The organism is Enterobacter sp. KB-280D8, assembly GCF_041399405.1.
Lineage (GTDB): Bacteria > Pseudomonadota > Gammaproteobacteria > Enterobacterales > Enterobacteriaceae > Enterobacter > Enterobacter cloacae_N.
In genome coordinates this window covers 131,246-154,918 of sequence record NZ_JBGKEC010000001.1, presented here as the reverse complement: position 1 = coordinate 154,918, position 23,673 = coordinate 131,246, and the positions used below count along the sequence as shown (strand labels likewise).

The 23,673-nt window shown below is 55.5% G+C and carries 26 protein-coding genes; 11 read left to right on the top strand and 15 right to left on the bottom strand.

Annotated elements, in window-relative coordinates; translation table 11 throughout:
• Window positions 1-58 precede the first annotated feature (58 nt).
• A complete protein-coding gene (locus AB8818_RS00825) occupies window positions 59-1,465 on the bottom strand; it encodes a DUF1996 domain-containing protein (RefSeq protein WP_192981549.1) in 1,407 nt (468 codons plus the stop codon).
• Between the two features lie 144 nt (window positions 1,466-1,609).
• Window positions 1,610-1,777 carry a hypothetical protein gene (locus tag AB8818_RS00820; protein WP_013096943.1) on the bottom strand — a complete coding sequence of 56 codons (168 nt, stop codon included), beginning with the start codon at window positions 1,775-1,777 and terminating at the stop codon, window positions 1,610-1,612.
• A gap of 246 nt (window positions 1,778-2,023) precedes the next feature.
• Between AB8818_RS00820 and AB8818_RS00815 the strand changes: the two genes are divergently transcribed.
• From AB8818_RS00815 to AB8818_RS00800, 4 genes are read left to right on the top strand one after another with little or no spacing between them, the layout of a single operon-like run.
• Complete coding sequence (locus AB8818_RS00815; protein ID WP_192981729.1) at window positions 2,024-2,854, top strand: ABC transporter substrate-binding protein; 831 nt, start codon at window positions 2,024-2,026, stop codon at window positions 2,852-2,854.
• 1 nt (window position 2,855) lies between these two features.
• The gene (locus tag AB8818_RS00810; protein WP_192981552.1) at window positions 2,856-3,671 is read left to right on the top strand and encodes an amino acid ABC transporter ATP-binding protein; all 816 of its coding nucleotides are present in this window, start codon (window positions 2,856-2,858) and stop codon (window positions 3,669-3,671) included.
• Window positions 3,671-4,417 (top strand): amino acid ABC transporter permease, encoded by a 747-nt coding sequence (locus AB8818_RS00805; protein WP_116340425.1) that lies wholly within the window; start codon window positions 3,671-3,673, stop codon window positions 4,415-4,417. Before AB8818_RS00810 ends, AB8818_RS00805 begins: the two co-directional genes overlap by 1 nt.
• Window positions 4,401-5,087 (top strand): amino acid ABC transporter permease, encoded by a 687-nt coding sequence (locus AB8818_RS00800; protein WP_163329008.1) that lies wholly within the window; start codon window positions 4,401-4,403, stop codon window positions 5,085-5,087. The genes AB8818_RS00805 and AB8818_RS00800 overlap by 17 nt, the downstream gene beginning before the upstream one ends.
• Here the strand turns inward: AB8818_RS00800 and fumD are convergent.
• The 4 genes from fumD to AB8818_RS00780 all read right to left on the bottom strand — a co-directional run bounded on the left by fumD (window position 5,068) and on the right by AB8818_RS00780 (window position 8,031).
• Window positions 5,068-5,277 carry a fumarate hydratase FumD gene (fumD, locus tag AB8818_RS00795; RefSeq protein ID WP_008500615.1) on the bottom strand — a complete coding sequence of 70 codons (210 nt, stop codon included), beginning with the start codon at window positions 5,275-5,277 and terminating at the stop codon, window positions 5,068-5,070. The genes AB8818_RS00800 and fumD overlap by 20 nt on opposite strands.
• A gap of 110 nt (window positions 5,278-5,387) precedes the next feature.
• Entirely contained in the window at window positions 5,388-6,200 is an 813-nt protein-coding gene (locus AB8818_RS00790) for a MetQ/NlpA family ABC transporter substrate-binding protein (protein WP_028012875.1), read from the bottom strand.
• Between the two features lie 147 nt (window positions 6,201-6,347).
• Complete coding sequence (locus tag AB8818_RS00785) at window positions 6,348-7,016, bottom strand: methionine ABC transporter permease (RefSeq protein ID WP_163329006.1); 669 nt, start codon at window positions 7,014-7,016, stop codon at window positions 6,348-6,350.
• The gene (locus AB8818_RS00780) at window positions 7,009-8,031 is read right to left on the bottom strand and encodes a methionine ABC transporter ATP-binding protein (protein ID WP_192981567.1); all 1,023 of its coding nucleotides are present in this window, start codon (window positions 8,029-8,031) and stop codon (window positions 7,009-7,011) included. Before AB8818_RS00780 ends, AB8818_RS00785 begins: the two co-directional genes overlap by 8 nt.
• Window positions 8,032-8,431: 400 nt before the next feature.
• Here AB8818_RS00780 and AB8818_RS00775 point away from each other — a divergent pair, with 400 nt between their 5' ends.
• The 4 genes from AB8818_RS00775 (at window position 8,432) to lpp (ending at window position 13,295) form a co-directional block, all read left to right on the top strand.
• Entirely contained in the window at window positions 8,432-9,802 is a 1,371-nt protein-coding gene (locus tag AB8818_RS00775) for a cystathionine beta-synthase (RefSeq protein ID WP_192981570.1), read from the top strand.
• An 11-nt stretch (window positions 9,803-9,813) separates the two neighbouring features.
• On the top strand, window positions 9,814-10,959 hold the full coding sequence (locus AB8818_RS00770) for a PLP-dependent aspartate aminotransferase family protein (RefSeq protein WP_163329000.1): 1,146 nt from the start codon (window positions 9,814-9,816) through the stop codon (window positions 10,957-10,959).
• Window positions 10,960-11,336: 377 nt separating this feature from the next.
• Window positions 11,337-12,749, top strand: coding sequence for a pyruvate kinase PykF (gene pykF / locus AB8818_RS00765; protein ID WP_163328998.1), 1,413 nt, complete (start codon window positions 11,337-11,339; stop codon window positions 12,747-12,749).
• A gap of 309 nt (window positions 12,750-13,058) precedes the next feature.
• Complete coding sequence (gene lpp / locus AB8818_RS00760; protein ID WP_001082307.1) at window positions 13,059-13,295, top strand: murein lipoprotein Lpp; 237 nt, start codon at window positions 13,059-13,061, stop codon at window positions 13,293-13,295.
• A gap of 60 nt (window positions 13,296-13,355) precedes the next feature.
• On the opposite strand, the gene AB8818_RS00755 is transcribed toward lpp, so the two are convergent.
• From AB8818_RS00755 to AB8818_RS00715, 9 genes are all read right to left on the bottom strand, one after another.
• The gene (locus tag AB8818_RS00755) at window positions 13,356-14,369 is read right to left on the bottom strand and encodes a L,D-transpeptidase family protein (RefSeq protein ID WP_163328996.1); all 1,014 of its coding nucleotides are present in this window, start codon (window positions 14,367-14,369) and stop codon (window positions 13,356-13,358) included.
• A 97-nt stretch (window positions 14,370-14,466) separates the two neighbouring features.
• Window positions 14,467-14,883, bottom strand: coding sequence for a cysteine desulfuration protein SufE (gene sufE, locus AB8818_RS00750; protein ID WP_028012869.1), 417 nt, complete (start codon window positions 14,881-14,883; stop codon window positions 14,467-14,469).
• A gap of 14 nt (window positions 14,884-14,897) precedes the next feature.
• Window positions 14,898-16,118, bottom strand: coding sequence for a cysteine desulfurase SufS (sufS, locus tag AB8818_RS00745; RefSeq protein WP_116340437.1), 1,221 nt, complete (start codon window positions 16,116-16,118; stop codon window positions 14,898-14,900).
• The gene (gene sufD / locus AB8818_RS00740; protein WP_163328990.1) at window positions 16,115-17,386 is read right to left on the bottom strand and encodes a Fe-S cluster assembly protein SufD; all 1,272 of its coding nucleotides are present in this window, start codon (window positions 17,384-17,386) and stop codon (window positions 16,115-16,117) included. Before sufD ends, sufS begins: the two co-directional genes overlap by 4 nt.
• Window positions 17,361-18,107: a Fe-S cluster assembly ATPase SufC gene (gene sufC / locus AB8818_RS00735; protein WP_192981573.1), complete on the bottom strand. Its 747-nt coding sequence runs from the start codon at window positions 18,105-18,107 to the stop codon at window positions 17,361-17,363. Before sufC ends, sufD begins: the two co-directional genes overlap by 26 nt.
• Window positions 18,108-18,116: 9 nt before the next feature.
• A complete protein-coding gene (gene sufB / locus AB8818_RS00730) occupies window positions 18,117-19,607 on the bottom strand; it encodes a Fe-S cluster assembly protein SufB (protein WP_032657798.1) in 1,491 nt (496 codons plus the stop codon).
• 8 nt (window positions 19,608-19,615) lie between these two features.
• Entirely contained in the window at window positions 19,616-19,984 is a 369-nt protein-coding gene (gene sufA, locus AB8818_RS00725) for a Fe-S cluster assembly scaffold SufA (protein WP_116340443.1), read from the bottom strand.
• 310 nt (window positions 19,985-20,294) lie between these two features.
• Window positions 20,295-21,026: a MerR family transcriptional regulator gene (locus AB8818_RS00720; protein WP_192981576.1), complete on the bottom strand. Its 732-nt coding sequence runs from the start codon at window positions 21,024-21,026 to the stop codon at window positions 20,295-20,297.
• A gap of 188 nt (window positions 21,027-21,214) precedes the next feature.
• Window positions 21,215-22,435: a diguanylate phosphodiesterase gene (locus AB8818_RS00715; protein ID WP_192981579.1), complete on the bottom strand. Its 1,221-nt coding sequence runs from the start codon at window positions 22,433-22,435 to the stop codon at window positions 21,215-21,217.
• 338 nt (window positions 22,436-22,773) lie between these two features.
• Here AB8818_RS00715 and ycgZ point away from each other — a divergent pair, with 338 nt between their 5' ends.
• From ycgZ to AB8818_RS00700, 3 genes are read left to right on the top strand one after another with little or no spacing between them, the layout of a single operon-like run.
• Window positions 22,774-23,013 carry a regulatory protein YcgZ gene (gene ycgZ, locus AB8818_RS00710; protein ID WP_116340449.1) on the top strand — a complete coding sequence of 80 codons (240 nt, stop codon included), beginning with the start codon at window positions 22,774-22,776 and terminating at the stop codon, window positions 23,011-23,013.
• Between the two features lie 4 nt (window positions 23,014-23,017).
• Window positions 23,018-23,338 (top strand): hypothetical protein, encoded by a 321-nt coding sequence (locus tag AB8818_RS00705; protein ID WP_116340451.1) that lies wholly within the window; start codon window positions 23,018-23,020, stop codon window positions 23,336-23,338.
• Between the two features lie 29 nt (window positions 23,339-23,367).
• Window positions 23,368-23,646, top strand: a complete 279-nt coding sequence (locus AB8818_RS00700; protein WP_116340453.1) for a biofilm development regulator YmgB/AriR family protein — start codon at window positions 23,368-23,370, stop codon at window positions 23,644-23,646.
• The last annotated feature ends 27 nt before the right edge of the window (window positions 23,647-23,673 follow it).

Here is a 23,673-nt window from a genome sequence, read left to right as displayed (position 1 = left end):
CATTCAGGCTATCGACATTACCAGTTAACGTTGATGAGAACAAAAAAACGCGGCGCGATCAGATCTCCGGCGTTTTGCTAAAGCCGGTCAGCATGAGGATCAGGCTTTGTGGGGATGCTGCCGTCTCAAACTGGTAGTGATTGCCCTGACGATCGCCGCCGATGTACCACGAAATCTCGGTTTTCCCTTCTGCCAGCGCCTTGCGCACCGCTTTATCCACGTCCACCATCCGGTATTCGCGGGAGTGGTTAAGGTAAAGCACCGCATCCGAACGGTAGTTACAGGCTGGCCGCGACTGCCAGCTCACGCTGGCCGGATCCCAGTCGTTGCTTGCCGGATAGAAGAAGATTTGGTCCGCGCCGTTGGTTTCCACTTTCCCGCCATAAATCCGCACGCGGTATTTAAACTGCGCAGGATCTTGTCCGGCAGGCAGCGGCGGAATATGGAACTTCACCAGCGACAGCGTTTCGCTGTTTCTCGTGCGTCCGCCGTTCTGCCAGTTATCCTGCACCAGCAGGGCCTGGGGATCGGGCTGGGAAAGCGCTGGCTCCAGGCTGCTGAGCCAGACGTTGGCCTTCGCTTTTGAATAACCATACGGAACGGTAGTGCCACAATCCAGCCCGCGATTCATGCACAGGTCGGTCATAAAGCGCGCGGCGTCTTCCGTCCAGCCGTTCATAAAGTCAGCATGCGCCGTATACAGGCTTCCCCATCGCTCTTCACGCTCGTCGCCGTGCATGATGGGGTCGAGGGAAAGCTGCGCTTTGCTGGTATCGAGCGAGCTAATTGTCGGGAGCACGTACGCAATGTTCATGTTCACGGTGGGAATTTTCACCGGGAAATCGGACGGGCACTGCCCTTTGGTGTCGTAGGTGGCGTTGACCAGACCGTGGGCGGGCTTCAGGTTCACCCCGTCCCAACAGTTCGGAAACTGAATGCCGATATTAAACTGCACGGCATCATTCGCCTTGCGTAAGCCGCAGACCTCACCCGTTTTGGTGGTGTAGCCATTGCCGTTAGCGCACAGGAAGGTGATATGTGGATTCGGCGCGGTGCCGTGATGATCGCCCGCCAGCAGCGACAGCCCCGCCGGGAATGGGTGCAGCGGCCAGGCGTCCACGTTCGATGCCTGATAATAGGTTTTTTGATAGGCAGGTTTAACCACCGTTCCGTCAGGCAATCTCAGAGAGGGTGCCCAGTAGGCCGAGCTGTCTGCTTTGTTATCGCAGGTGGTCTTTTCATCTCTACGCAGCGATTCACGGCTGGAAAAGGCATCCGTTTGCGCGTTGCCAAAAAAATCGTGCAGCATGGCCTCGTTGGGCATGCCGTACATCATAATGACATCGTCGCCGAGCGTGTGGGAGTAACCGCAGACGACATGCGCCTGTGGCGCAGCGTGTGCCGCCTGCATGGCAATCAGTAGTGCGGTGGCAGAAAGTGCCGGGGTTAATACTGTCCGTTTCATTATCATCTCCTTCTGAGAAAGGAGATATTGGTAACAAAACGGCTATGGTTTACCGAGGATTTGCCCGCGTATTTTTCCGTTCATCCCTGCTTTACATGCAGCACGCACAGCTCATTCCAGTACATTTCGCGCGTGCGGCGCAGTTCAGCGTGACGTTTTATCATGGAACCACTCCGGGTCGATGTTGGCAACGTCCACGCCATACAGGCTGGCAACAGGCAGTATCGACTCAAGAACACGCTGCGCGCTGTTCTCCGCATTCGCGGGTCGGGTCGCAAAAAACCGCCGTAACGTGCTGATCCATTTTTTCATCGTCTTTACCCCCTCTTGCTTCACCTGATCTAAGTTAAACACTCAAATTTGGCGCGGGGGAAATACCAATATCGACTGTTCATGTGCAGTATCTGCAAATAGCCTTCCCTCTTATTTACCTGTTCATAACACCCTGTTCACTAATGCTTTTTTTCTCATAGCAAAGAACGATTTCTTATTTGGCGATAGCTTTCGCTTATGGGAGCGTAGCGGGGTAAAACAAAAACAACGGGATAGCGAATGACTATGGCAGCAAACATGAAAGGGTTTACCAAACGGACACTGGTTCTGGGATTACTGGCAGCCGGGAGCCTGCTTTCAGCACAGGCACAGGCCGATCGGCTGGCGGATATTAAGGCCGCAGGGGTGGTGAAAGTGGCCACGTTTGACGCCAACCCGCCGTTTGGCTCTATTGATGCCAAAACGCACGAGATCGTGGGTTATGACGTGGACTTCGCCAAAGCGCTGGCAAAATCGCTCGGCGTGAAGCTTGAACTGGTTGCCACCAATCCGGCGAACCGAATCCCACTGCTTCAGTCCGGTAAAGCGGATCTGATTGTGGCGGATATCACCATCACCCCGGAACGCGCGCAGGTGATTGATTTCTCCACCCCCTATTTCGTGACCGGACAACAGTTCCTGGTTCCCGCCAAATCATCCGATAAGCTGGATGAATACAGCCGGGCCCGCATTGGTGCGGTGAAAGGGACAACGGGTGAGCAGGCGCTGCACCAGCGTTTCCCGCAGTCTCGCGTGCTTTCTTATGATGATATTCCTCTGGCGCTGACGGCACTGCGCAACGGCAACGTGCAGGCCATCACCCAGGACAGCACTATTCTTGCAGGCCTGCTGGCACAGGCCCCGGATAAAGCGAACTTTAAAATCCTCCCCGATCTGCTCAGCAAGGAAGAGATTGGCGTTGGGGTGAAAAAAGGCGAAGCTGAGCTGCTGAAGGCCGTCAACGACGAGCTGGTTAATCTTGAGAAGAACGGTCAGGCGGCAAAAATCTACGATGTCTGGTTTGGCCCAAACACCCCCGCCCCACAGCCTCGCGCCTTTAAAATAGAAGCTCAGTAATATGCTCTCAGGTTTATTTTCACACTCCGCGGCCAGCGCCGCGGATTTTTCACATCTGGAACACGCCAGCGTCGAGTTTCGTGACGTCGTTAAACGTTACGGCGACCACGAGGTATTAAAAGGCATTAACCTCAGCATCTCTCCGGGTGAAGTGGTGGCAATCCTCGGTCCATCCGGTTCAGGTAAATCGACGTTGATCCGTCTTATCAACCAGCTTGAAACCCTCAGTGACGGCGACATTCTGATTGATAACAAACCCACCGCCCGACTTGCCGCAGCAGCCCTGCGCCAGTTACGCAGCCGCGTCGGTTTTGTTTTCCAGCAGTTCAATCTTTACGCCCACCTCACCGCCAGCCAGAACATTACCCTGGCACTGGAGCACGTGCACGGCTGGAAGCCGCAGCCTGCCCAGGCGCGCGCCCTGGCACTGCTGGAAAAGGTCGGGATGCTCGAAAAAGCCCATCACTTTCCCGCGCAGCTCTCCGGCGGCCAGCAGCAGCGCGTGGCGATTGCTCGCGCGCTGGCCTCGTCGCCGCAAATCATTTTGTTCGATGAGCCCACCTCCGCGCTGGATCCGGAGATGATTGGCGAAGTGCTGTACGTGATGAAGGCCCTTGCCCACAGCGGGATCACCATGATTGTGGTGACGCACGAGATGCAGTTTGCCCGGGAGATTGCTGACCGGATCGTCTTTATCGACGGTGGGCAAATTCTGGAAACCGCTCCGCCGGCACAGTTTTTCAGCCAGCCGTCACATCCGCGCGCGCGGCGGTTCCTGCAAAAAGTGCTCGACCCACTTCACCAGGAGCCGCTGTAATGCACGCGTTCGACTGGCAGGGCGTGCTGACCGGGCAGCCCCTGCAGTGGATTTTATCCGGTTTTCTCACCACGCTGTGGGTCACGCTTGCGGGACTGGCGCTTGCCACCCTGCTAGCGCTGTTGTTTCTGCTTCTTCGCCTCTCCGCAGGACGGTTTGGTCATGCCGTCGTCAGCGGCTGGGTCTCGCTGTTTCGCAACACGCCGCTGCTGGTGCAGCTCCTGTTCTGGTACTTCGCCGCCTGGAACGGCCTGCCGCTCGGGCTTAGGGACGTCGTGAATGCCGATCACGCCTGGTCGATTCTGCCCGGTGACGTCTGGTGGTTCACCCCTGAATTTTTATGTTCTGCCTGGGGGCTGGGCGTATTCACCTCAGCATTTTTAATTGAGGAGATTGAGTCCGGGCTGCGTTCCGTCCCCGGCGGACAGCGGGAAGCGGCGCTGGCGCAGGGGTTTTCTGCCTGGCGGTTATTTCGCTACATTCTGCTGCCGCAAGGACTGGCGAACGCCTGGCAGCCTGTCGTCGGTCAGTATCTCAACCTGATGAAGCTCTCCTCCCTCGCCAGCGGAATTGGCTTTGCCGAACTCACCTGTCAGGTGCGGCAGATCGAAAGCTACAACGCGCACGCGCTGGAGGCCTTTACCGTGGGAACCGCACTGTATCTGCTTACCGGCGTTGTGATGGGTATGCTACTGACGCGACTCGGCCCCCGCGCAGGGAGGGCTCAGCATGATTGCCGGATTTAACGTGATTGCTGATAACCTGGATTATCTGCTGTGGGGACGTGCCGCTGCGGGTGAGCCCGGAGGCGTGTTGCTCTCGCTGCTGATGGCCGCGGGTGCCGCCATACTTGCTTTGCCCGGCGGTATTGCGCTGGCGTGCGCCGCGTGGCGCTATCCCGGACCTGGGCGTAAGGCGCTGTTTTTATGGGCAGAGTTGATACGCGGTATTCCGCTTATCTTTGTAATTTTCTGGATGTGGTATCTGCTGCCGCTGATGACCGGCGGCGATCTGCCGGGGGCGCTTACCGTCACGCTGGCGCTGGCCTGGTTCACGGCGGCATCGGTCATGCATTCGGTTCTCGCCGGGCTAAACGCGTTGCCCGCCGGGCAATATGAAGCGGCACTGACCCAGGGGTTCAGCACCCGGCAAACCCTGTGGCGCGTGCTACTCCCGCAGGTGATGCGCAATATTCTGCCGTCTCTGGTGGGGATATTTATCAGCCTGCTGAAGGATACGTCGCTGGCGTTTATCGTGAACGTCCCGGAACTTACCACCGTAGCGGGCCAGGTCAACAACCGGGTGCAAATCTACCCGGCGGCCATTTTTATCTTTACGGGCGTGGTCTACTACCTGCTCTGCTGCTCGCTCGAGCAGCTTGCGAAACGCTGGCGCCTTACCCGGCCAGCGCTTTAACCACCGTTTCCATCGCTTCGGTTGTCAATTCACTGCGTTTAACGCGCTGGTTCGCCAGCGCGGTTCGCAGGACTCCGGCAATGACAATATGCTTTGGCTCCTGCCCTAAATCACGCATCTCAAGCACCACCTTCCCGACCACCCGGCACATCTCCTGGTACAGCGCTTCATCTTTGGTCACGTTACCCATCGTCATCACTCCATTGCCTGTTAAACGTTGAGCTTAAATGATTCTCCTGCCGGATACAAAAAAGAAGCCCGGCGAGAAACTCGCCGGGCTTCATCTTGAAAATCAGATAATTAGTTGTTTACGGGAATGACCGCGCCTTTGTATTTGGTGCGGATCCAGTCCTGAATCTCTTTGGAGTGCAGCACGTTCACCAGCGCGACAATGTCTTTCTTCTTCTCGTCGCCGCGATGCACGGTAATGATGTTGGCGTACGGGTTGTTTTCACCGCTCTCGACCGCAATCGGGTCATGAACCGGGTCCAGACCGGCGTCAATCGCGTAGTTGGCATTAATCACCACCGCGTCGCCTTCGTCGTTGTTGTACATCTGCGGCAGCAGAGACGCTTCCACGTTCGGCGTGAACTTCAGCTTTTTCGGGTTCTCGACGATATCACTGATGCGCGCGGTCACTTTATCGATGCCCGGCTTCAGCTTGATCACGCCCTCTTTTTCGAAGATGGAGAGAATACGGCCTTCTTCGGAAACCGCATCACGCATGATGATCTTGCCGCCTTCCGGCAGGTCCTTCAGCGATTTGTATTTTTTGGAGTAGATGCCGATGGGCTCAATGTGGATCGCGCCCGCACTGACAAAGTCATAGTCTTTATCGCCCGCGTGATCTTTCAGCACGCTGTTCAGGTAAGGAATATGCTGGAAATAGTTGGCGTCAATGTCATGTCCCGCCAGCGCGGTGTTGGGCAGAATGTAGTCCTGGAACGGTTTGATCTCCAGGTCGATACCCTGCTTCGCCAGAATTGGCTTGGCCTGCTCCAGAATTTCGGCGTGCGGCGTGTTGGACGCGCCCACGGTCAGGGTGTCGGCCCAGGAGGCGAAGCTCAGGGCGCTCAGGGTTGCGGCGGCAATCAGCGTCAGTGTCTTTTTCATGATGTGGTTCCTGTGTGTTGTTGTTACCCTAAATAGTTCGAGTCACAGGAAGGCGGCAAGTGAGCGAATCCCAGGAGCTTACATACAGTAAGTAACTGGGGTGAACGAATGCAGCCAACGCGCCTGAGGCTCGAAATATGACGGGTATTAGCGTTTATCTAACAGTGATGTAATGACATCGCCGCAGAACTGGATAATGAAAACGATGATCAGAATGGTCACCGTTGCCACCAGCGTGACGTCACCATGGTTGCGCTGGAATCCTTCCAGATAAGCCAGATTTCCCAAACCGCCGGCGCCAATCACCCCCGCCATCGCGCTGTAGCTCACCAGCGCAATCAGCGTCACCGTAATACCTGAAACCAGTGCAGGTGATGATTCCGGCAGTAAAACCCGAAACACTAACGTGCTCAGTCGTGCGCCCATCGAGCGCGTTGCTTCTATAACGCCTTTATCCACTTCACGCAGGGCGATTTCCACCAGGCGTGCGTAGAACGGTGCTGCGCCCACAATCAGCGCCGGCAGCGCCGCGTTGGCGCCAAGGATGGTCCCGACGATGGTTTTCGTGAACGGGATCAGCAGAACAATCAGGATGATGAACGGAATCGAGCGGAACACGTTCACCACAATCGAAATCACGCTGTAGACCGTGCGGTTATGGAACAGCCCGCCGCGCGCGGTTAAAAACAGCGCCAGACCGAGCACGAGCCCCAGAACAAAGGTCGCCACGCCGGAGAGCGCGGTCATGTACAGCGTCTCCTGAGTTGCCGCCCAGAGCTGGTCCCACTTCAGATGCGGAAAGAGATCCTCAGCCATGTTTAATCACCTCACCTTCAATATCGCTGTGCTTCAGGTCGGCGAGGATATTGTTCAGTTGTTCATCAGATGCCACCACGTGCACCCAGAGTTGCCCGAAAACTCCGTGGGCGGTTTGCGTCATTTTTCCATGCAGGATGTTAAACGGCAGGCCGTAGCGCAGGGTTAGTTCACCCACGATCGGCTTATGGGTGCTGTGCCCGGTAAAGGTCAGCCTGATGACCGTGCCTTCCAGATCGTTTGCCAGTTCGGTATTGAAAGTTTCTTCCTCAGCGTACTGGCTCACCTGGCGGACAAACTGCTGCGTAATCGGCTGCTGCGGATGGGTAAAGACGCTCAGCACGTCGCCCTCCTCCACGACTTTACCGTTCTCCATCACCGCCACGCGGTCGCAGATTTTGCGCACCACGTGCATTTCGTGCGTGATCAGCACGATGGTGAGTTTGAAGCGACGGTTAATGTCCAGCAGCAGATCGAGGATTTGATCGGTGGTCTGCGGGTCGAGCGCGGACGTGGCTTCATCGCAGAGCAGCACGTCAGGGTTGTTAGCCAAAGCACGCGCAATACCCACGCGCTGCTTTTGCCCGCCGCTCAGCTGCGACGGATACGCATGCTCACGCCCCTTCAGGCCAACCAGATCCACCAGCTCGGCCACGCGCGCCTTAATCTGGGCTTTTGGCACACCGGCGATTTGCATCGAGAAAGCGATGTTCTCGTTCACCGTGCGCGACCACAGCAGGTTGAAGTGCTGGAACACCATGCTGATTTTCAGACGCGCCTGACGCAGCGCTTCACCTTTTGCCGCAGAGATATCCTGCCCGTTAATGGTGACGCTTCCGGCGCTGGGTTTTTCCAGACCGTTCAGCAGACGAATCAGCGTGCTTTTCCCGGCGCCGCTGTAGCCGATAATGCCGTAAATCTGTCCCTGCTCTATCGTCAAATTGACGTTATCAACGGCAGTCAGCGCGACCTTTCCGTTGTCGAAAACCTTCGAAATATTCCTGAGTACGATCATTCTTATTCGTTATCCGATCCGCCCCTGGCGGTTTAGCAGTATGGATGTCCAAAAGATAGTAAACAGGCGTTATCAGCTTTTAAATGAACAAAAAAGCATGTGTTATAACCTGAGGTAATAAGCAGCGGATTTAAAGGGTCGAAAGCATTTAGACCAATTTCAGCAATGATTATCTGCCAGACGCATATCCGCTGGCTGACTCGCTCAAAAAACGGTCATTATTGCAGCATTTTATGCGGATATAGCCATCCTCACTTCCGGACAACTTTACGTCTTGCTGTCCTGCCATCCAAAAACGGCATTTATATTCCATTCCGTTCTAAACGGCAGTGAATGGTTCTTTATTGCGAAAATTTCACCGCCCTATCATCCCGTCATGACATCCAGAAAGGAAAACATCATGACGATTTATCACTCGGTCACTGAACTGATTGGTCGTACCCCGCTTATCCAATTGCATAAGCTTGATACCGGTCCCTGCTCGCTGTTCCTGAAGCTGGAAAACCAGAACCCGGGCGGCTCTATCAAGGATCGCGTTGCGCTGTCGATGATTAACGAAGCGGAGCGCACCGGTCAGCTGCAGCCGGGCGGCACGATTATTGAAGCAACGGCGGGGAATACCGGTCTGGGCCTGGCCCTGATCGCCGCCCAGAAAGGCTACTCGCTGATCCTGGTGGTGCCGGACAAAATGAGCCGCGAGAAGATTTTCCACCTGCGCGCGCTGGGTGCCCAGGTGGTGCTGACCCGCTCCGACGTCAACAAGGGCCACCCCGCCTATTACCAGGATTACGCCCGGCGTCTGGCTAACGAGCTGCCCGGCGCGTTTTACATCGACCAGTTTAATAACGAAGCCAACCCGCTGGCGCACCGCACCACCACGGCACCGGAGCTGTTTGAGCAGCTTGACGGCAGGATCGACGCCATCGTGGTGGGCGTCGGCTCAGGCGGGACGCTCGGCGGCCTGCAGGCGTGGTTTGCCGAGCACTCTCCTCACACGGAGTTTGTCCTGGCAGACCCCGCCGGATCGATTCTCGCCGACCAGGTGGAAACCGGACGCTACCACGACGCGGGCTCCTGGCTGGTTGAGGGCATTGGCGAGGACTTTATTCCGCCGCTGGCTCACATCGAAGGGGTGAATCGCGCCTGGCGCATCACCGACCGTGAAGCCTTCACCACCGCGCGCGATCTGCTGAAAACGGAAGGCATTCTGGCGGGCTCCTCCAGCGGCACGCTGCTGGCGGCCGCGCTGAAATACTGCCAGGCACAAACCGCGCCGAAACGCGTGGTGACCTTCGCCTGTGACAGCGGCAATAAGTATCTCTCGAAGATGTTCAACGACGACTGGATGCGCCAGCAGGGGCTTTTCACGCGCCCTCAGGCAGGCGATCTTTCCGACTATATTGCCCTGCGACACGATGAAGGCGCCACCGTCACCGCCGCTCCGGACGACACGCTTTCCACCGTACTGGCACGCATGCGCCTGTATGACATCTCCCAGCTGCCGGTCCTTGAGGACGGCAAGGTGGTGGGCATTATCGACGAGTGGGATCTGCTGCGGCATATCGGCGGCGACGGCGACCGCTTTGCCCTTCCGGTGACGGCAGCCATGACGCGTCAGGTGGAATTCCTCGACAAACGCGCCCCGGAGAGCGCCCTGCACGCCATCTTCGACCGCGGTCTGGTGGCCGTGATTAACGACAATGACCGCTTTCTCGGCCTGATTACGCGCAGCGACGTTCTGACCGCGTGGCGCAATCGTCTACAGCAATAAAGGAATAAACGATGAAAAACCTGGCAACCCTGAGCGTCCACAGCGGCGCGTTCAACGACCAGCACGGCGCCGTCATGCCGCCGATTTACGCCACCTCGACGTTTGCGCAACCGTCACCCGGCGAGCATACCGGCTATGAGTATTCCCGCAGCGGCAACCCTACCCGCCACGCGCTGGAAACCGCTATCGCTGAACTGGAAGGCGGCACGCGCGGTTACGCCTTTGCTTCCGGTCTCGCCGCCATCTCCACGGTGCTCGAACTGCTGGACAAAGACAGCCATATCGTCGCCATTGACGACGTTTACGGCGGGACGTACCGCCTGATTGAAAACGTGCGCAAGCGCAGCACCGGCCTGCAGGTCAGCTGGGTTAAGCCTGACGACTTAGCGGGGCTTGAGGCCGCCATTCGCCCGGATACGCGCATGGTGTGGGTGGAAACGCCGACCAACCCGCTGCTGAAGCTGGCGGATCTGGCGGCCATTGCCGCTATCGCGCGGCGCCATAACGTCATCAGCGTGGCGGATAACACCTTCGCGTCGCCGGCGATCCACCGCCCTCTGGCGTCGGGTTTCGATATCGTGGTGCACTCCGCCACCAAGTACCTTAACGGCCATTCGGACGTGGTGGCCGGGCTGGCGGTGGTGGGTGATAACCCGGCGCTGGCGGACCGGCTTGGCTACCTGCAAAATGCGGTCGGTGGCGTCCTGGATCCCTTTAGCAGCTTCCTGACCCTGCGCGGAATTCGCACGCTTGCGCTGAGGGTAGAAAAGCACAGCAGCAACGCACTGGCGATTGCGCAATGGCTGGCGCAGCATCCTCTGGTTGAAAAGGTGTTCTATCCCGGGCTGGAATCGCATCCACAATATCAGCTTGCGCGCACGCAGATGGCCCTGCCAGGCGGGATGATTTCCGTCGTGGTAAAAGGCGATGCGCAACGCGCCACAGAGGTGATTCGCAACCTGAAGTTGTTCACCCTCGCGGAAAGCCTGGGCGGCGTAGAGAGCCTGGTGAGCCAGCCCTACAGCATGACGCACGCCTCGATTCCGCTGGAACAACGCCTGGCAAACGGCATTGTGCCGCAGCTGATTCGACTGTCGGTGGGCATTGAAGATCCGAAAGACCTGATTGCCGACCTCAGTCAGGCGCTGCAAAAATAAGCAAAATGCGGCAGGTCAAATGCCTGCCGCCAAAAGTTGTCATCATGGCTTAACGCCTTGATAACAATATTATGTGAAACGGCATTGATTAATTCTGAAACGCCGTATCCATTTTCCTTTTATCTTAAAATCAGCGTATAATGCGCGCCAAATCCCTGGTGAATGGTTTCAGCGCTTGGAATACAAAAAACAACGTACAACTTCTCCTCTCCTTCGTTGGGCTGACACTCAGGCACACTTTCTTCTGCACGCTCATTTGATGTCTCCTATCCTTAGTGCGTGTCATATACTCTTTTGCAACACAGGTTTGACTCCGCGGCGGTGCGCCCCCGGAGCGAGATTTCCATATCCTTCCCAACTTAAAGACTAAGACTGTCATGAAAAAGACGAAAATTGTTTGTACTATCGGCCCGAAAACCGAATCCGAAGAGATGCTGAGCAAAATGCTGGACGCCGGCATGAACGTGATGCGTCTGAACTTCTCCCACGGTGACTATGCTGAGCACGGTCAGCGTATCCAGAACTTGCGCAACGTGATGAGCAAGACTGGCAAAAAAGCCGCTATTCTGCTGGATACTAAAGGTCCGGAAATCCGTACCATCAAACTGGAAGGCGGTAACGACGTTTCTCTGAAAGCGGGCCAGACCTTCACCTTCACTACCGATAAATCCGTTGTCGGTAACAGCGAAATCGTTGCGGTAACCTATGAAGGCTTCACCAGCGATCTCTCCGTGGGTAACACCGTGCTGGTCGACGATGGTTTGATCGGTATGGAAGTGACCGCTATCGAAGGCAACAAGGTTATCTGTAAAGTGCTGAACAACGGCGACCTGGGCGAAAACAAAGGCGTTAACCTGCCGGGCGTTTCCATCGCACTGCCGGCACTGGCTGAGAAAGACAAACAGGACCTGATCTTCGGCTGCGAACAAGGCGTTGACTTCGTTGCGGCGTCCTTCATCCGTAAGCGTTCCGACGTGGTTGAAATTCGTGAGCACCTGAAAGCGCACGGCGGCGAGAAGATCCAGATCATCTCCAAGATCGAAAACCAGGAAGGCCTGAACAACTTCGACGAAATCCTTGAAGCATCTGACGGCATCATGGTTGCACGTGGCGACCTGGGCGTTGAAATCCCGGTTGAAGAAGTGATCTTCGCGCAGAAGATGATGATCGAGAAGTGTGTTCGCGCGCGTAAAGTGGTTATCACCGCAACGCAGATGCTGGACTCCATGATCAAAAACCCACGCCCTACCCGCGCTGAAGCTGGTGACGTGGCGAACGCCATCCTCGACGGTACCGATGCAGTGATGCTGTCCGGTGAATCCGCGAAAGGGAAATACCCTCTGGAAGCGGTCGGCATCATGGCAACCATCTGCGAACGTACTGACCGCGTGATGACAAGCCGTCTGGACTTCAACAACGACAGCCGCAAGCTGCGCATCACCGAAGCAGTATGCCGCGGTGCAGTAGAAACCGCTGAGAAACTGGAAGCGCCACTGATTGTGGTAGCGACCCAGGGCGGTAAATCTGCGCGCGCAGTACGTAAATACTTCCCGGATGCCACCATCCTGGCCCTGACCACCAACGAAACCACCGCACGTCAGCTGGTGCTGAGCAAAGGCGTGCTTGCGCACCTGGTCAAAGAGATCGCCTCTACTGATGATTTCTACATTCAGGGTAAAGCACTGGCTCTGGAAAGCGGTCTGGCGCAGAAAGGCGACGTTGTTGTGATGGTTTCTGGTGCGCTGGTACCAAGCGGAACGACCAATACGGCCTCCGTTCACGTGCTGTAATAATTCAGGAACGAATTAGTTTTGATAAAAAGCGCCCAATGGGCGCTTTTTTTATTACCGTCATTAGCCAAATTCATTCAAAAAGCAAATCGGGTTTTTCTATTTAATTGCGAATTATCTAAGATGAATCCGATGAAAAATGCCTTTTTTTACATAGCTTTTTACTCAAAAAGGGCTGATTCGATGCTTCTTTGAGCGAACGATCAAAAATAGGCGTATTCCCATCAAAAAAATATTCTCAACCCAAAAAAGTTTGTGTAATACTTGTAACGCTACATGGAGATTAACTCAATCTAGAGGGTATTAATAATGAATCGTACTAAACTGGTACTGGGCGCGGTAATCCTGGGTTCTACTCTGCTGGCTGGTTGCTCCAGCAACGCTAAAATCGATCAGCTGTCTTCTGACGTTCAGACTCTGAACGCTAAAGTTGACCAGCTGAGCAACGACGTGAACGCAATGCGTTCCGACGTTCAGGCTGCTAAAGACGACGCAGCTCGCGCTAACCAGCGTCTGGACAACCAGGCTACTAAATACCGTAAGTAATAGTACCTGTTAATAAAATGGCGCACATTGTGCGCCATTTTTTTTGCCTGCGTCAAACGACTACTGCGTTACCTTCTCCCCTTCCTCTTCAGCTACCGCAGCCGACACCCGACTGTTCTGTACCGACAGCACGCTATTGCTGGCCGACGGGCCGCTACCCGCGGATACGACAACCGGGATCCCCGCGCGGCGTGCCAGCGCTTTATCAATAAGCGCTTTGTCGCTTCCGGCTTGAGACACAAAGGTCGCAAACTCTGCGGAGTGGTTAATGGGCGAAATCTGCGGGTTCTCGCCCTCCACCTGCGCCAGCGGACGGTGAACCTCAATATAACGCTTCCCGTCCGGCTCAACCGAGAACTTCACCGGCTCATTGATAATTTGTACCCGCGTGCCAACCCGTACCTGTTCGAACAGGGCTTTAATATCCGGGGCGTTCATACGCATGCAGCCGGAACTGACGCGCAGGCCTACGCTGTCCGGCGCGCTGGTGCCGTGAATAAGATATTCCCCATTACCAATACCCAAACGCAGCGCGTAGCGCCCCAGCGGGTTATTTGGCCCGGCCGGGACGACCGGAGGCAATTTAATACCCTGTGCCAGCGAACGGGCTCTGATGCCCGCCGTAGGCGTCCAGGTTGGATTAGGGATTTTTTGACTTACGCGGGTGGTGCTCACCGGCGTTTCCAGCCCCAGCTGTCCGATGCCGAGCGGGAAGACCTGGACAATATTTTCTCCCGGCGGGAAGTAGTAGAGCCGGAGTTCAGCCAGATTCACCACAATGCCCTCGCGCGGGGTATCCGGCAGCAGCATCTGCGACGGAATCGTGATAACGGTACCCGGTGCCGGGTTCACCGGCGCAATGGTATTGTTCGTTTCAAGGATCACCTGCGCCGCCGTATTAAACCGACGGGCGATGGTCTGAAGCTTATTATCCCCTTCCTGTATCGTGTAGGTTTGATTTTGCCCAATCAGGCGACTGCCTGCGGGCGGCAACGGATAGTCCATCGCGCGGGCCGAATTAAACGTACCGAGCGAACTGACGAGTAATAGAGTTATTAGAGACGCGCGCTTCATGCTGAGATTCCTTATTCACTGGCAGGAGGCCAGAAAGCTGAAAAACCAGCGAGGCGGGAACCACCTCGCGAAACAGAATGAATGCTGTTCTGTAAGTCTAGCTAAGGATTGCAGCTTTGGCGCGAATGGCGCGAATCATCGCTTCCAGCCCCTGGGAACGGGACGGGGTGAGGTGTTGGGTCAGGGCCATTTTTTCAAACCACGGGCGGACATCGAACGCAACGATATCCTGCGCCGACATCCGGTGGTAAAGAATAAAGACCACCGCAATCAGCCCTTTTACAATGGCCGCATCGCTGTCGCCGTGCAGTGCAATAGTCCCGTCGTCAGACTGCTCCATCACAATCCACACTTGGCTCTGGCAGCCCTGAATAATGTTTTCCGGGTTATGCGCCTCTTCGCCGAGCGGCGGCAGACGCTGCCCCAGCTCGATGATATAAAGGTACTTCTCTTCCCAGTTTGCGCAGCGCCCAAAGTTGCGCAGCAATTTATCTCTGTCCGGCAGTTCCGCCATCTTTTGCCTCTTCGTTAGCCCAGCAGCTGGTGAATGCGCTTAAGCCCCGCCACCAGCCTGTCGACCTCTTCCATTGTGTTATACATCACCAGCGACGCGCGGCACATTGCCGGTACCTGGTAAAAGGCCATCAGCGGCATGGCGCAGTGGTGCCCGGTACGGACGGCCACGCCGTAGTTATCAAGGAAGCTGCCCACGTCATAGGCGTGGTGTTTCCCAAGGTTAAACGCAATCACGCCCTGGCGGTCGGCCGGGCCATACAGGGTAAGATCCGGCACGCTGGCAAGCTCCTGCAGCGCGTAGTGCATCAGCAGCTGTTCGTACTCCTGGATGGCGTCCAGGCCGATTGCGGAAACGTAAGACACCGCCGCCCCCAGGCCGATAATCCCGCCGGTGTTGGGAGTACCCGCCTCAAAACGCCACGGCGCACGGGCATAGGTTGTCCCTTCCGAAAGGCTTACGGTGGCAATCATCGATCCGCCGCCTTCCCACGGCGGCATCGCCTGCAGAATGTCCTCTTTCACATACAGCACGCCGATGCCGGTTGGACCATAGAGCTTATGCCCGGAGAATACGTAGAAATCGCAGTCCAGCGCCTGCACATCCACCGCGTGGTGCATTACCGCCTGCGCGCCGTCAATCAACACCTTCGCACCGGCCTGATGGGCTTTTGCGATAATCTCTGCCACCGGGTTTTCGGTGCCCAGCACGTTAGAGACCTGTGTAACCGCCACCAGCCGCGTTTTATCGTCCAGCAAGGCGTCAAGCTGCTCAAGCTGCAGCGTGCCGTCCTCATTCAGCGGAATGACCCGCAGCTGTGCGCCGACACGCTCGCAGAGCATCTGCCACGGCACAATATTGGCGTGGTGCTCCATCTGGGTGATGACGATGTTATCCCCCGCGTGGACCTGCGCGTTGCCCCAGCTGTTGGCGACAAGGTTGATCCCTTCAGTGGTTCCGCGCACGAAGACCAGCTCTTCAGGCGAACGTGCATTGAGGAAAGCGGCCACCTGCGTGCGCACGTTCTCCATGCGCTGGGTCGCTTCGGCGCTCAGGGTATGGATACCCCGGTGCACCGCAGCATAACCATGGCGGTAGAACTCGGCTTCCGCATCCACCACCTGATTCGGTTTCTGCGCGCTGGCCGCGCTGTCGAGATAGGCCAGCGGCAGGCCGTTCACTTCACGGGTCAGAACCGGGAAGTCGGCCCGCACTTTCTCTACAGGAAAACTCATGCTTCGCCTCCGGGCAGACGCTGACCAATGCGAGCCAGCACCTGCTGCTTCAATACGCCATCGTGTAGCGCTTCCGTAAGCTCCGCCGCAAAGGCGTAGATAATCATTTTCTGCGCCGCCTGCCGATCGATGCCGCGGGAACGCAGGTAGAACATCTGTTCGTCGTCAATCCGCCCGACCGTCGCGCCGTGGCTGCATTTCACGTCATCAGCGTAGATCTCCAGCTGCGGTTTGGTGTCCACCTCCGCCAGGCGCCCCAACAGCAGATTGTTGTTGGTCATCTGCCCGTCAGTTTTAATGGCGTGCTGGGCCACGTTAATCAGGCCGTTAAACACCGCCCGCCCTTTATCGCTGACGATGGTTTTATGCAGCTGGCGGCTGTTGCAGTAGCCCTTGTTGTGCTCAAGCCATGTGCGCGTGTCGCAGACTTCTGATTTGACCGGCATCGCCAGGCTGTTGATGCGCAGCGTGGTGTTTTCACCGTTAAGCTGCGTACTGGTGTTGTGGCGCAGCACCGCGCCGCCGAGCAGAAAGCTATGGCTGTACGCCGCGGCATCCTGACCCAGCGCTATATCGTTATGGGCAAAATGGTGGCTCTGCGGATTCTCAAACGCCAGCTTAATGTGGTGAAGCTGCGCATTTGCGGCGACGTTCATCGTCAGCCGCGACCCGGTAAAGTGGCGGGTCTCGTTGAGGCTGACGTAATGTTCGATTACCGTGGCCTCCGCTCCCTCCGCCAGATCAAGGTGATGGCGATAGTGCGCGGTGTTGATCTCATCGCCCTCCACGCCCTGAGTGATGTGCATCAGAAGCAGCGGTTTGGCCGGGCGCTGGTTACGCTTAACCTGAATATGCGTCACGCTGCGGGCCAGGCTCTCGGTCAGGTGGAGAAACACTTCCGGCTGAACCGGGGCGCTCAGGCTCTGGCGGTCGTCGCTAATCACGATATCGAACCCGCTCCCCTGAACGTCGTCACTCAGTTCAGGGCGCCAGACACCGTCGACAAAGACCAGACGCACCGCATCCACCGTCAGCGCCAGAGCGTCACGCCGGGCCGGGTCGATCTCCGCCAGGCGCGTCACAAACTCGCCGTTCAGCAGGCCGTCGAGCGGGGTGTATTTCCAGTTCTCATGCTTGCGCGTCGGCAGGCCGAGACGCAGCATCTGCTGGAGATGCTGCTGCGCCTGCTCGGAGCGCGTATTACCCTGCGCCTCAAACAGCCTGTGCCACTGCTGGAGTGCATTACTGCTGTTCGGTAAGCCAGCCATAACCCTGCTCCTCCAGTTGTTTAACCAGCGTAAAATCACCGGATTTCACAATGCGTCCCTGGTAAAGCACGTGCACGTAGTCCGGCTTGATATAGTCCAGAATGCGCTGGTAGTGGGTGACGATTATGAATGAACGCTTGCCGTCGCGCAGGTCGTTCACCCCGTCGGCGACAATCTTCAGGGCGTCGATATCCAGACCGGAGTCGGTCTCATCCAGAATGCACAGCTCGGGCTCCAGCACCGCCATCTGCAGGATGTCGTTACGCTTTTTCTCGCCGCCGGAAAAGCCAACGTTGACCGAGCGGGTCAGCAGGTCTTCCGGCATTTTCAGCAGCTTGATCTTCTCTTCCATCAGATCCTGGAAGTCGAAGCGATCCAGTGCCTCCTGGCCGCGATACTTGCGCACCGCATTCAGCGCCGTCTGGAGGAAAAACTGGTTGCTGACGCCCGGAATTTCCACCGGGTACTGGAAGGCCATAAAGATGCCCTCACCCGCGCGGTCTTCCGGTGACATCTCCAGCAGATCTTTGCCGTTAAATTCGACCGAACCGCCAGTCACTTCGTAATCTTCGCGTCCCGCCAGCGTTGCAGAAAGCGTACTTTTCCCGGAGCCGTTCGGCCCCATAATGGCGTGAACTTCACCCGGCTTGACGTCAAAATTGAGACCGCGCAGGATGTCTTTCTCTTCCACGCTAACCTGTAAATCTTTAATGCTTAACATGTGCTTTCCTTAACCGACGCTGTGTTCAAGACTAATGGCGAGGAGTTTTTGTGCTTCAACGGCAAATTCCAGCGGCAGTTCAGAGAACACGTCCTTACAGAAGCCGTTCACAATCATCGAAATGGCATCTTCTTCACTGATCCCACGCTGCAGACAGTAGAAGAGCTGATCTTCCCCAATGCGCGACGTGGTCGCCTCGTGCTCCAGCTGGGCCGTGTTGTTACGGCACTCCACGTACGGGAAGGTATGCGCCCCGCAGTCTGCGCCAATCAGCATTGAGTCACACTGGGTGAAGTTACGCGCGTTGGTGGCCGTCGGCATGATTTTCACCAGCCCGCGATAGCTGTTCTGGGAATGCCCGGCAGAGATCCCTTTCGAAATGATGGTAGATTTCGTGTTTTTACCGATGTGGATCATCTTGGTGCCGGTATCGGCCTGCTGATGCCCGCTGGTGAGCGCCACCGAGTAAAACTCACCGATGGAGTTATCCCCACGCAGGATGCAGCTCGGGTACTTCCAGGTAATAGCAGAGCCGGTTTCCGACTGCGTCCAGGACATTTTGCTGTTTTCACCTTCGCACAGCGCGCGCTTGGTGACGAAGTTCAGGATACCGCCGGTGTTGCCGTCGCCGGGGAACCAGTTCTGCACCGTGGAGTATTTCACCTCCGCGTCTTTATGAATGATGACCTCGACCACCGCCGCGTGCAGCTGATAGCTGTCGCGCACCGGTGCAGAACACCCTTCGATATAGCTGACGTAGCTGCCTTCGTCCGCGACCAGAATGGTGCGTTCGAACTGGCCGGTTTTTTCGGCGTTAATGCGGAAATAGGTGGAGAGCTCCATCGGACAGCGCACGCCTTTCGGCACGTAGATAAAGGTGCCGTCAGAGGCTACCGCGGCATTTAGCGCGGCGAAGAAGTTATCGTTACTCGGTACCACGGTGCCGATGTACTTCTTCACCAGCTCGGGATGGTCATGAATCGCTTCGCCAAAGGAGCAGAAAATAATCCCCTGCTCGGCCAGCTTTTCGCGATAGGTGGTCGCCACCGAGACGGAGTCGAAAATGGCGTCCACCGCCACCTCTTTGCCCTCGCGAACCGGGACGCCAAGCTGATTAAAGGCCTCTTCCACTTCTTTACTCAGGAAGCTGTTCTCGGCACCGGTCTGCTGTACCGCGCCGGGCTGCGAAGCGCAGGTATCGTCACAGCTGCCGCAGGAGGGCGCGGAGTAGTAGCTGTAATCCTGATAGTTCAGTTTGTCGTAATGGGCTTTCAGCCAGTGCGGCTCTTCCATCTCCAGCCAGGCGCGGAAAGCGCTCAGGCGAAATTCGAGCATCCACTCGGGCTCGTTACGTTTGGCCGAGATGGCGCGCACGACATCTTCATTAATCCCTTTCGCCAGCTCGTCGGTCTGCAGCTGCGTGAAAAAACCCTCTTTATAGTTGAGGTGTCCGCCGCTCCAGGTGTTTACATCACTCGTTGCTTCAGTATTACGAGACATAGTACCGCCTATACCCCAAAGCTTTCGCCGCAGCCGCATTCGTTCTGGGCTTTCGGGTTATGAAATTTGAATAACTGGTTTAAACCTTCCCGTACGTAGTCCACCTCTGTACCGTCGATAAACGGCATAGCCTGAAGCGCGACGTACAGCTTTGCGCCATCGGTTTCAAACACCAGGTCATCTTTTTCCGGTGCGGTGACAGTATCCAGCACGTAGCCAAAGCCCGCGCAGCCGGTCTGCTTAACGCCTAAGCGTACGCCGAGGATCTCGGGCTTTTTCGCCACCAGCTCGTGGATATGCGCTGCCGCCGCAGGCGTGAGCGTTAAACCACGCCAGGCAAAATCGGCAGGATTGAAGGTTTCTGAATGCAGTTCCATAGGTCCACCTCATCTGATTAGCCATCAGGGCATAACACCATGTTAGTGATAACGATTATCACTTCAACCCTCTGTCAGCAGGGGCATTCGGCTAAACCGCCCTTTTTGTCTACTTTTATTAAGCATAGACCCTGTCAGGAGATGCGGGCGGGATGGATTTAATTGTTCAATACTTTGAAAATTAATGGATTATTGAACGGAGGAAACAGCGACGAAAGGAAAAGTAAAATATGCATCGGAAATGCCTATTTTTGAGATAGCTTTTGTTCAGGAAGGGACCAAAACAAAAAAAGGCCCTCAAGGCCTCTGATTATGAGTGATGAAATGAAACGGTAAAACCCTGTTCACGCCAGTGATCGAGCTGTTCCTGCTGACGCAGTGTTGGCGCTTTTCCCGTCCAGACGAAGATTTTTTGCCCCGGGAAGAGCTCAGGACGCGGGGAATCAATCGGCTCGGCCAGAACATCAATGTGCCAGCCCTTGTGCGATAAGCGCGCGGCTTCCAGCCACAGGTGGGTCCGGTCATCGCATTCCCAGCCGATAAGCAACGCATCGTTACCCGCTTTCTTGCGCGACTCCGCCAGGCTTGCAATCGCGAATTCAATCAGAACACCGTCAAGCATGCTCGCCATGTGGCGTACGGTATTTTGATCCTGATTCATTCGCTGGCGGACGGGGGAAATGATGTTATCGATCAGCGCATCCATCGCGTGGTCGCGGCGAAATTCGCCGATTTTGGCACGCAGCTTTGCCGGGCTGGCGTAGCGCAGAACGGTCATCATCTCTTCCTGGAACGAGGCCCAGTTACCCTGGGTCAGAACTTCTTTGTTTTCCAGCAGGGCTTTGACTTTTCCGACCGAAACGCCGCTTTTCATCAGGCGCTTGATCTCTTCGATACGCAGGATATCTTCATCGTCGAACTGACGATGACCCCCTTCGCTGCGCTGCGGCTTCAACAATCCATAACGGCGCTGCCAGGCACGCAGCGTAACGGGGTTGATACCGCATCGTTCGGCTACTTCGCCGATACTGTAATAGGCCATTAACTCCCTCACGCTCAGAACTTCCATACCTAACTGCACCAACCTTATCAGATTGTACAAACCATTTGTATAACTAAGACCGTATTTTGCCCAGGTGAATGGGACATTCCACCACCCATCTGTTAATACATTGTTGTACAAAATTTGCCATTCGTACAGCCAGACCGACTCAATTGCGCCCGGCTTTATCAAAAGTCGAATTTTTTCTCTGGCCATGCAATGGCCGGAATACCGCCGTGCCGGGGGCTGGCAAAAAGATGTCCCTGGAACTGCGAAATCCCCGCAGACTCCAGCCACATCCACTCTTCCGCCTTCTCCACGCCGACCGCGCAGAACTGAATTTCCAGCGAAGAACAGCATTTGATAATCGCCTGAATAATAGCCTGACGCGGGCCACTTTTGTGCACGTTCGCTACCAGATCGCGATTAATCTTAATTCTGTCCGGCTGGAACTGGGCCAGCAGCTGTAGCCCGGCAAAACCGGCACCAAAGTGATCGATCGTTACGCTGATCCCCGCACTTTTTAACTGCCTGACCGAGTCTGTGAACTCATCGAAACGGGAAATGGCTTCGTTCTCGGTGAACTCGACCATAATTTGCTCGGGCACAAAACCATTTGCTTCGATGGCGGTAAGCAGAAAGTCCACGGCGTTGGGGAGATTGACCAGCGTCATAGGCAGCAGGTTAAGAGACAACGTCTGGTCCTGTAACCCCAGCGCGCTGGCCATTGAGAGCGCCACCTGCTTGCTTTGCAAATCAGAGGCATACACGTCCTCGCGCGAGCGGTTGGCGAAGTAGACCCCCGGCGAGTCGCCGGACGGGGTGCGGAGAAGCGCCTCCCAGGAGACGACCCGCTGCATAAACGGATCGACTATCGGTTGAAAGGCAAAGCTACAATCCGCCCCTTTCGCGACCACCTCAGGTTGTGCAGATAAGTGCGTGTCTTCAGGAACAAAATCCCATGAATCTGCAGGAGGCAGTTCAAAATAGTTCGCTTTTTCTGTGGCCTCAACAAAGGTCCGAAAAAACTGCAGCGGGCGGTCATTATACGTCAGCTGGTAGCGCGTCGTGCCTCTGTTGAGCACCTGCTGCAGCACCTCATCCCTGTCGAACTGGCGTAAATCAAAAAGCTCCATGCCCACCTTGCCAAAACGCCGGACAGGCCCGTGATCCCGCATCAGCTCTACCACGTTATGGTGGCGGGTGTCGTTGCAGATCTGCTCATAAATAGCAGAAACATGATCCGCTGGCCCCTCAAGCAACTGGAAAAAATGTGTGCCGTTAAACAGCAAGATCCCCGTGACATTGGATTGCCGGTTTTTACTATTTGCAGCAGCGACCATTGTTTCCAGCGCTTTCACTGGAACGTCTTCGCAGATATGACTGCGGTAAATGATGGTTGTAAGCATGCTATTCCTGGGGGTTAGGGTTTTGGCCACAATAAAGGTGGGTAAGGATCATTTATAGCACATTAATTGGCTGACAAATAATTTACATCTCAACCATTTACGGCTTTTAATGAGACCTTTTTCCGTGCTGTACAACTTAACTGCAACGCACAGCTTTGTACAATATATCCTGTGATTTCACCGATGCGCTACATCATCTTAACCACATGAATAAAAAGCACTTTATAAAATATATCATACTAAATTTAAAAAATTGTACATTTTTAATGTACAGATTTATAAATTGTGTATACCTTAAATGTAACGTTACTGATTACAAAATTTTACAGGAGCGAAACATGCAGCAGAAAGGTCACGTCGCAGATTCCGCAGCAGCAATCGCACAGTACTTCGAAAAAGCCTCTCTTCCTACCCAGCAAGAAACGCTCGGTCAGGTGGTTGTTGAGATCCTTAGCGACGGGCGGAACCTCAATCGTAAATCGCTCTGTACCAAACTATTAAGCCGCCTCGAAAAAGCCGATGGCCCGGAAGAGGAGCAGCATTACCACATGCTGCTTGGTCTTCTCTTCGAACGATAATGTTATGAAAAGCAGTGACGCAGACACGCTGACTGACCAGCTGATTGGACAAGCCGTTCTTTCACTTTTGAAGGAGCACGGTCCCGTTACAACGGAAGCGCTGGTTCTGCGTCTGCGGGATATGAAAGCACATGAAAAGGATCCCCGGCGGCGGGAGACACTTGCGAGGGTGATTGCCGATATCGGATCAAAAAGCCTCGGATTAAAACGTCGCAGAGCCGCACAAGGACGAATGAACAGAGAGGGACCTCTCAGTTATCAAAGAGACAATGTAGTGCCGTTATTTGGAAAGGGAAAACCGTCCGATCCCAAAAAAATACATTGACTGCAATTTAACAGCTACGGTGAGAACAAATGAGACAAAATATTCAGCTGCAACCCGAATACCATTCTGCTTTTTTAGAAAGCGCGCTGTCGGAGTATTTCCGTCATGCAGGCGATCGTTTTGCTGAAGAGTCTGCTGTTTTTTCTACTGCAGTACGCTGTGTTCTGGCTTCTGAAGGACATCTGTCCAATAAAGCCATCATTCTCTGGCTCATTCAGACGCTGGAAGCGACCAACGACGTTGTTCAGGCGGATGTTATTCGTAAGACGCTTGAAATCGTGGTGGGCTACACCATGGACGACGTTTAAGCACCCTGCCATTCCGCAATCGTGTCA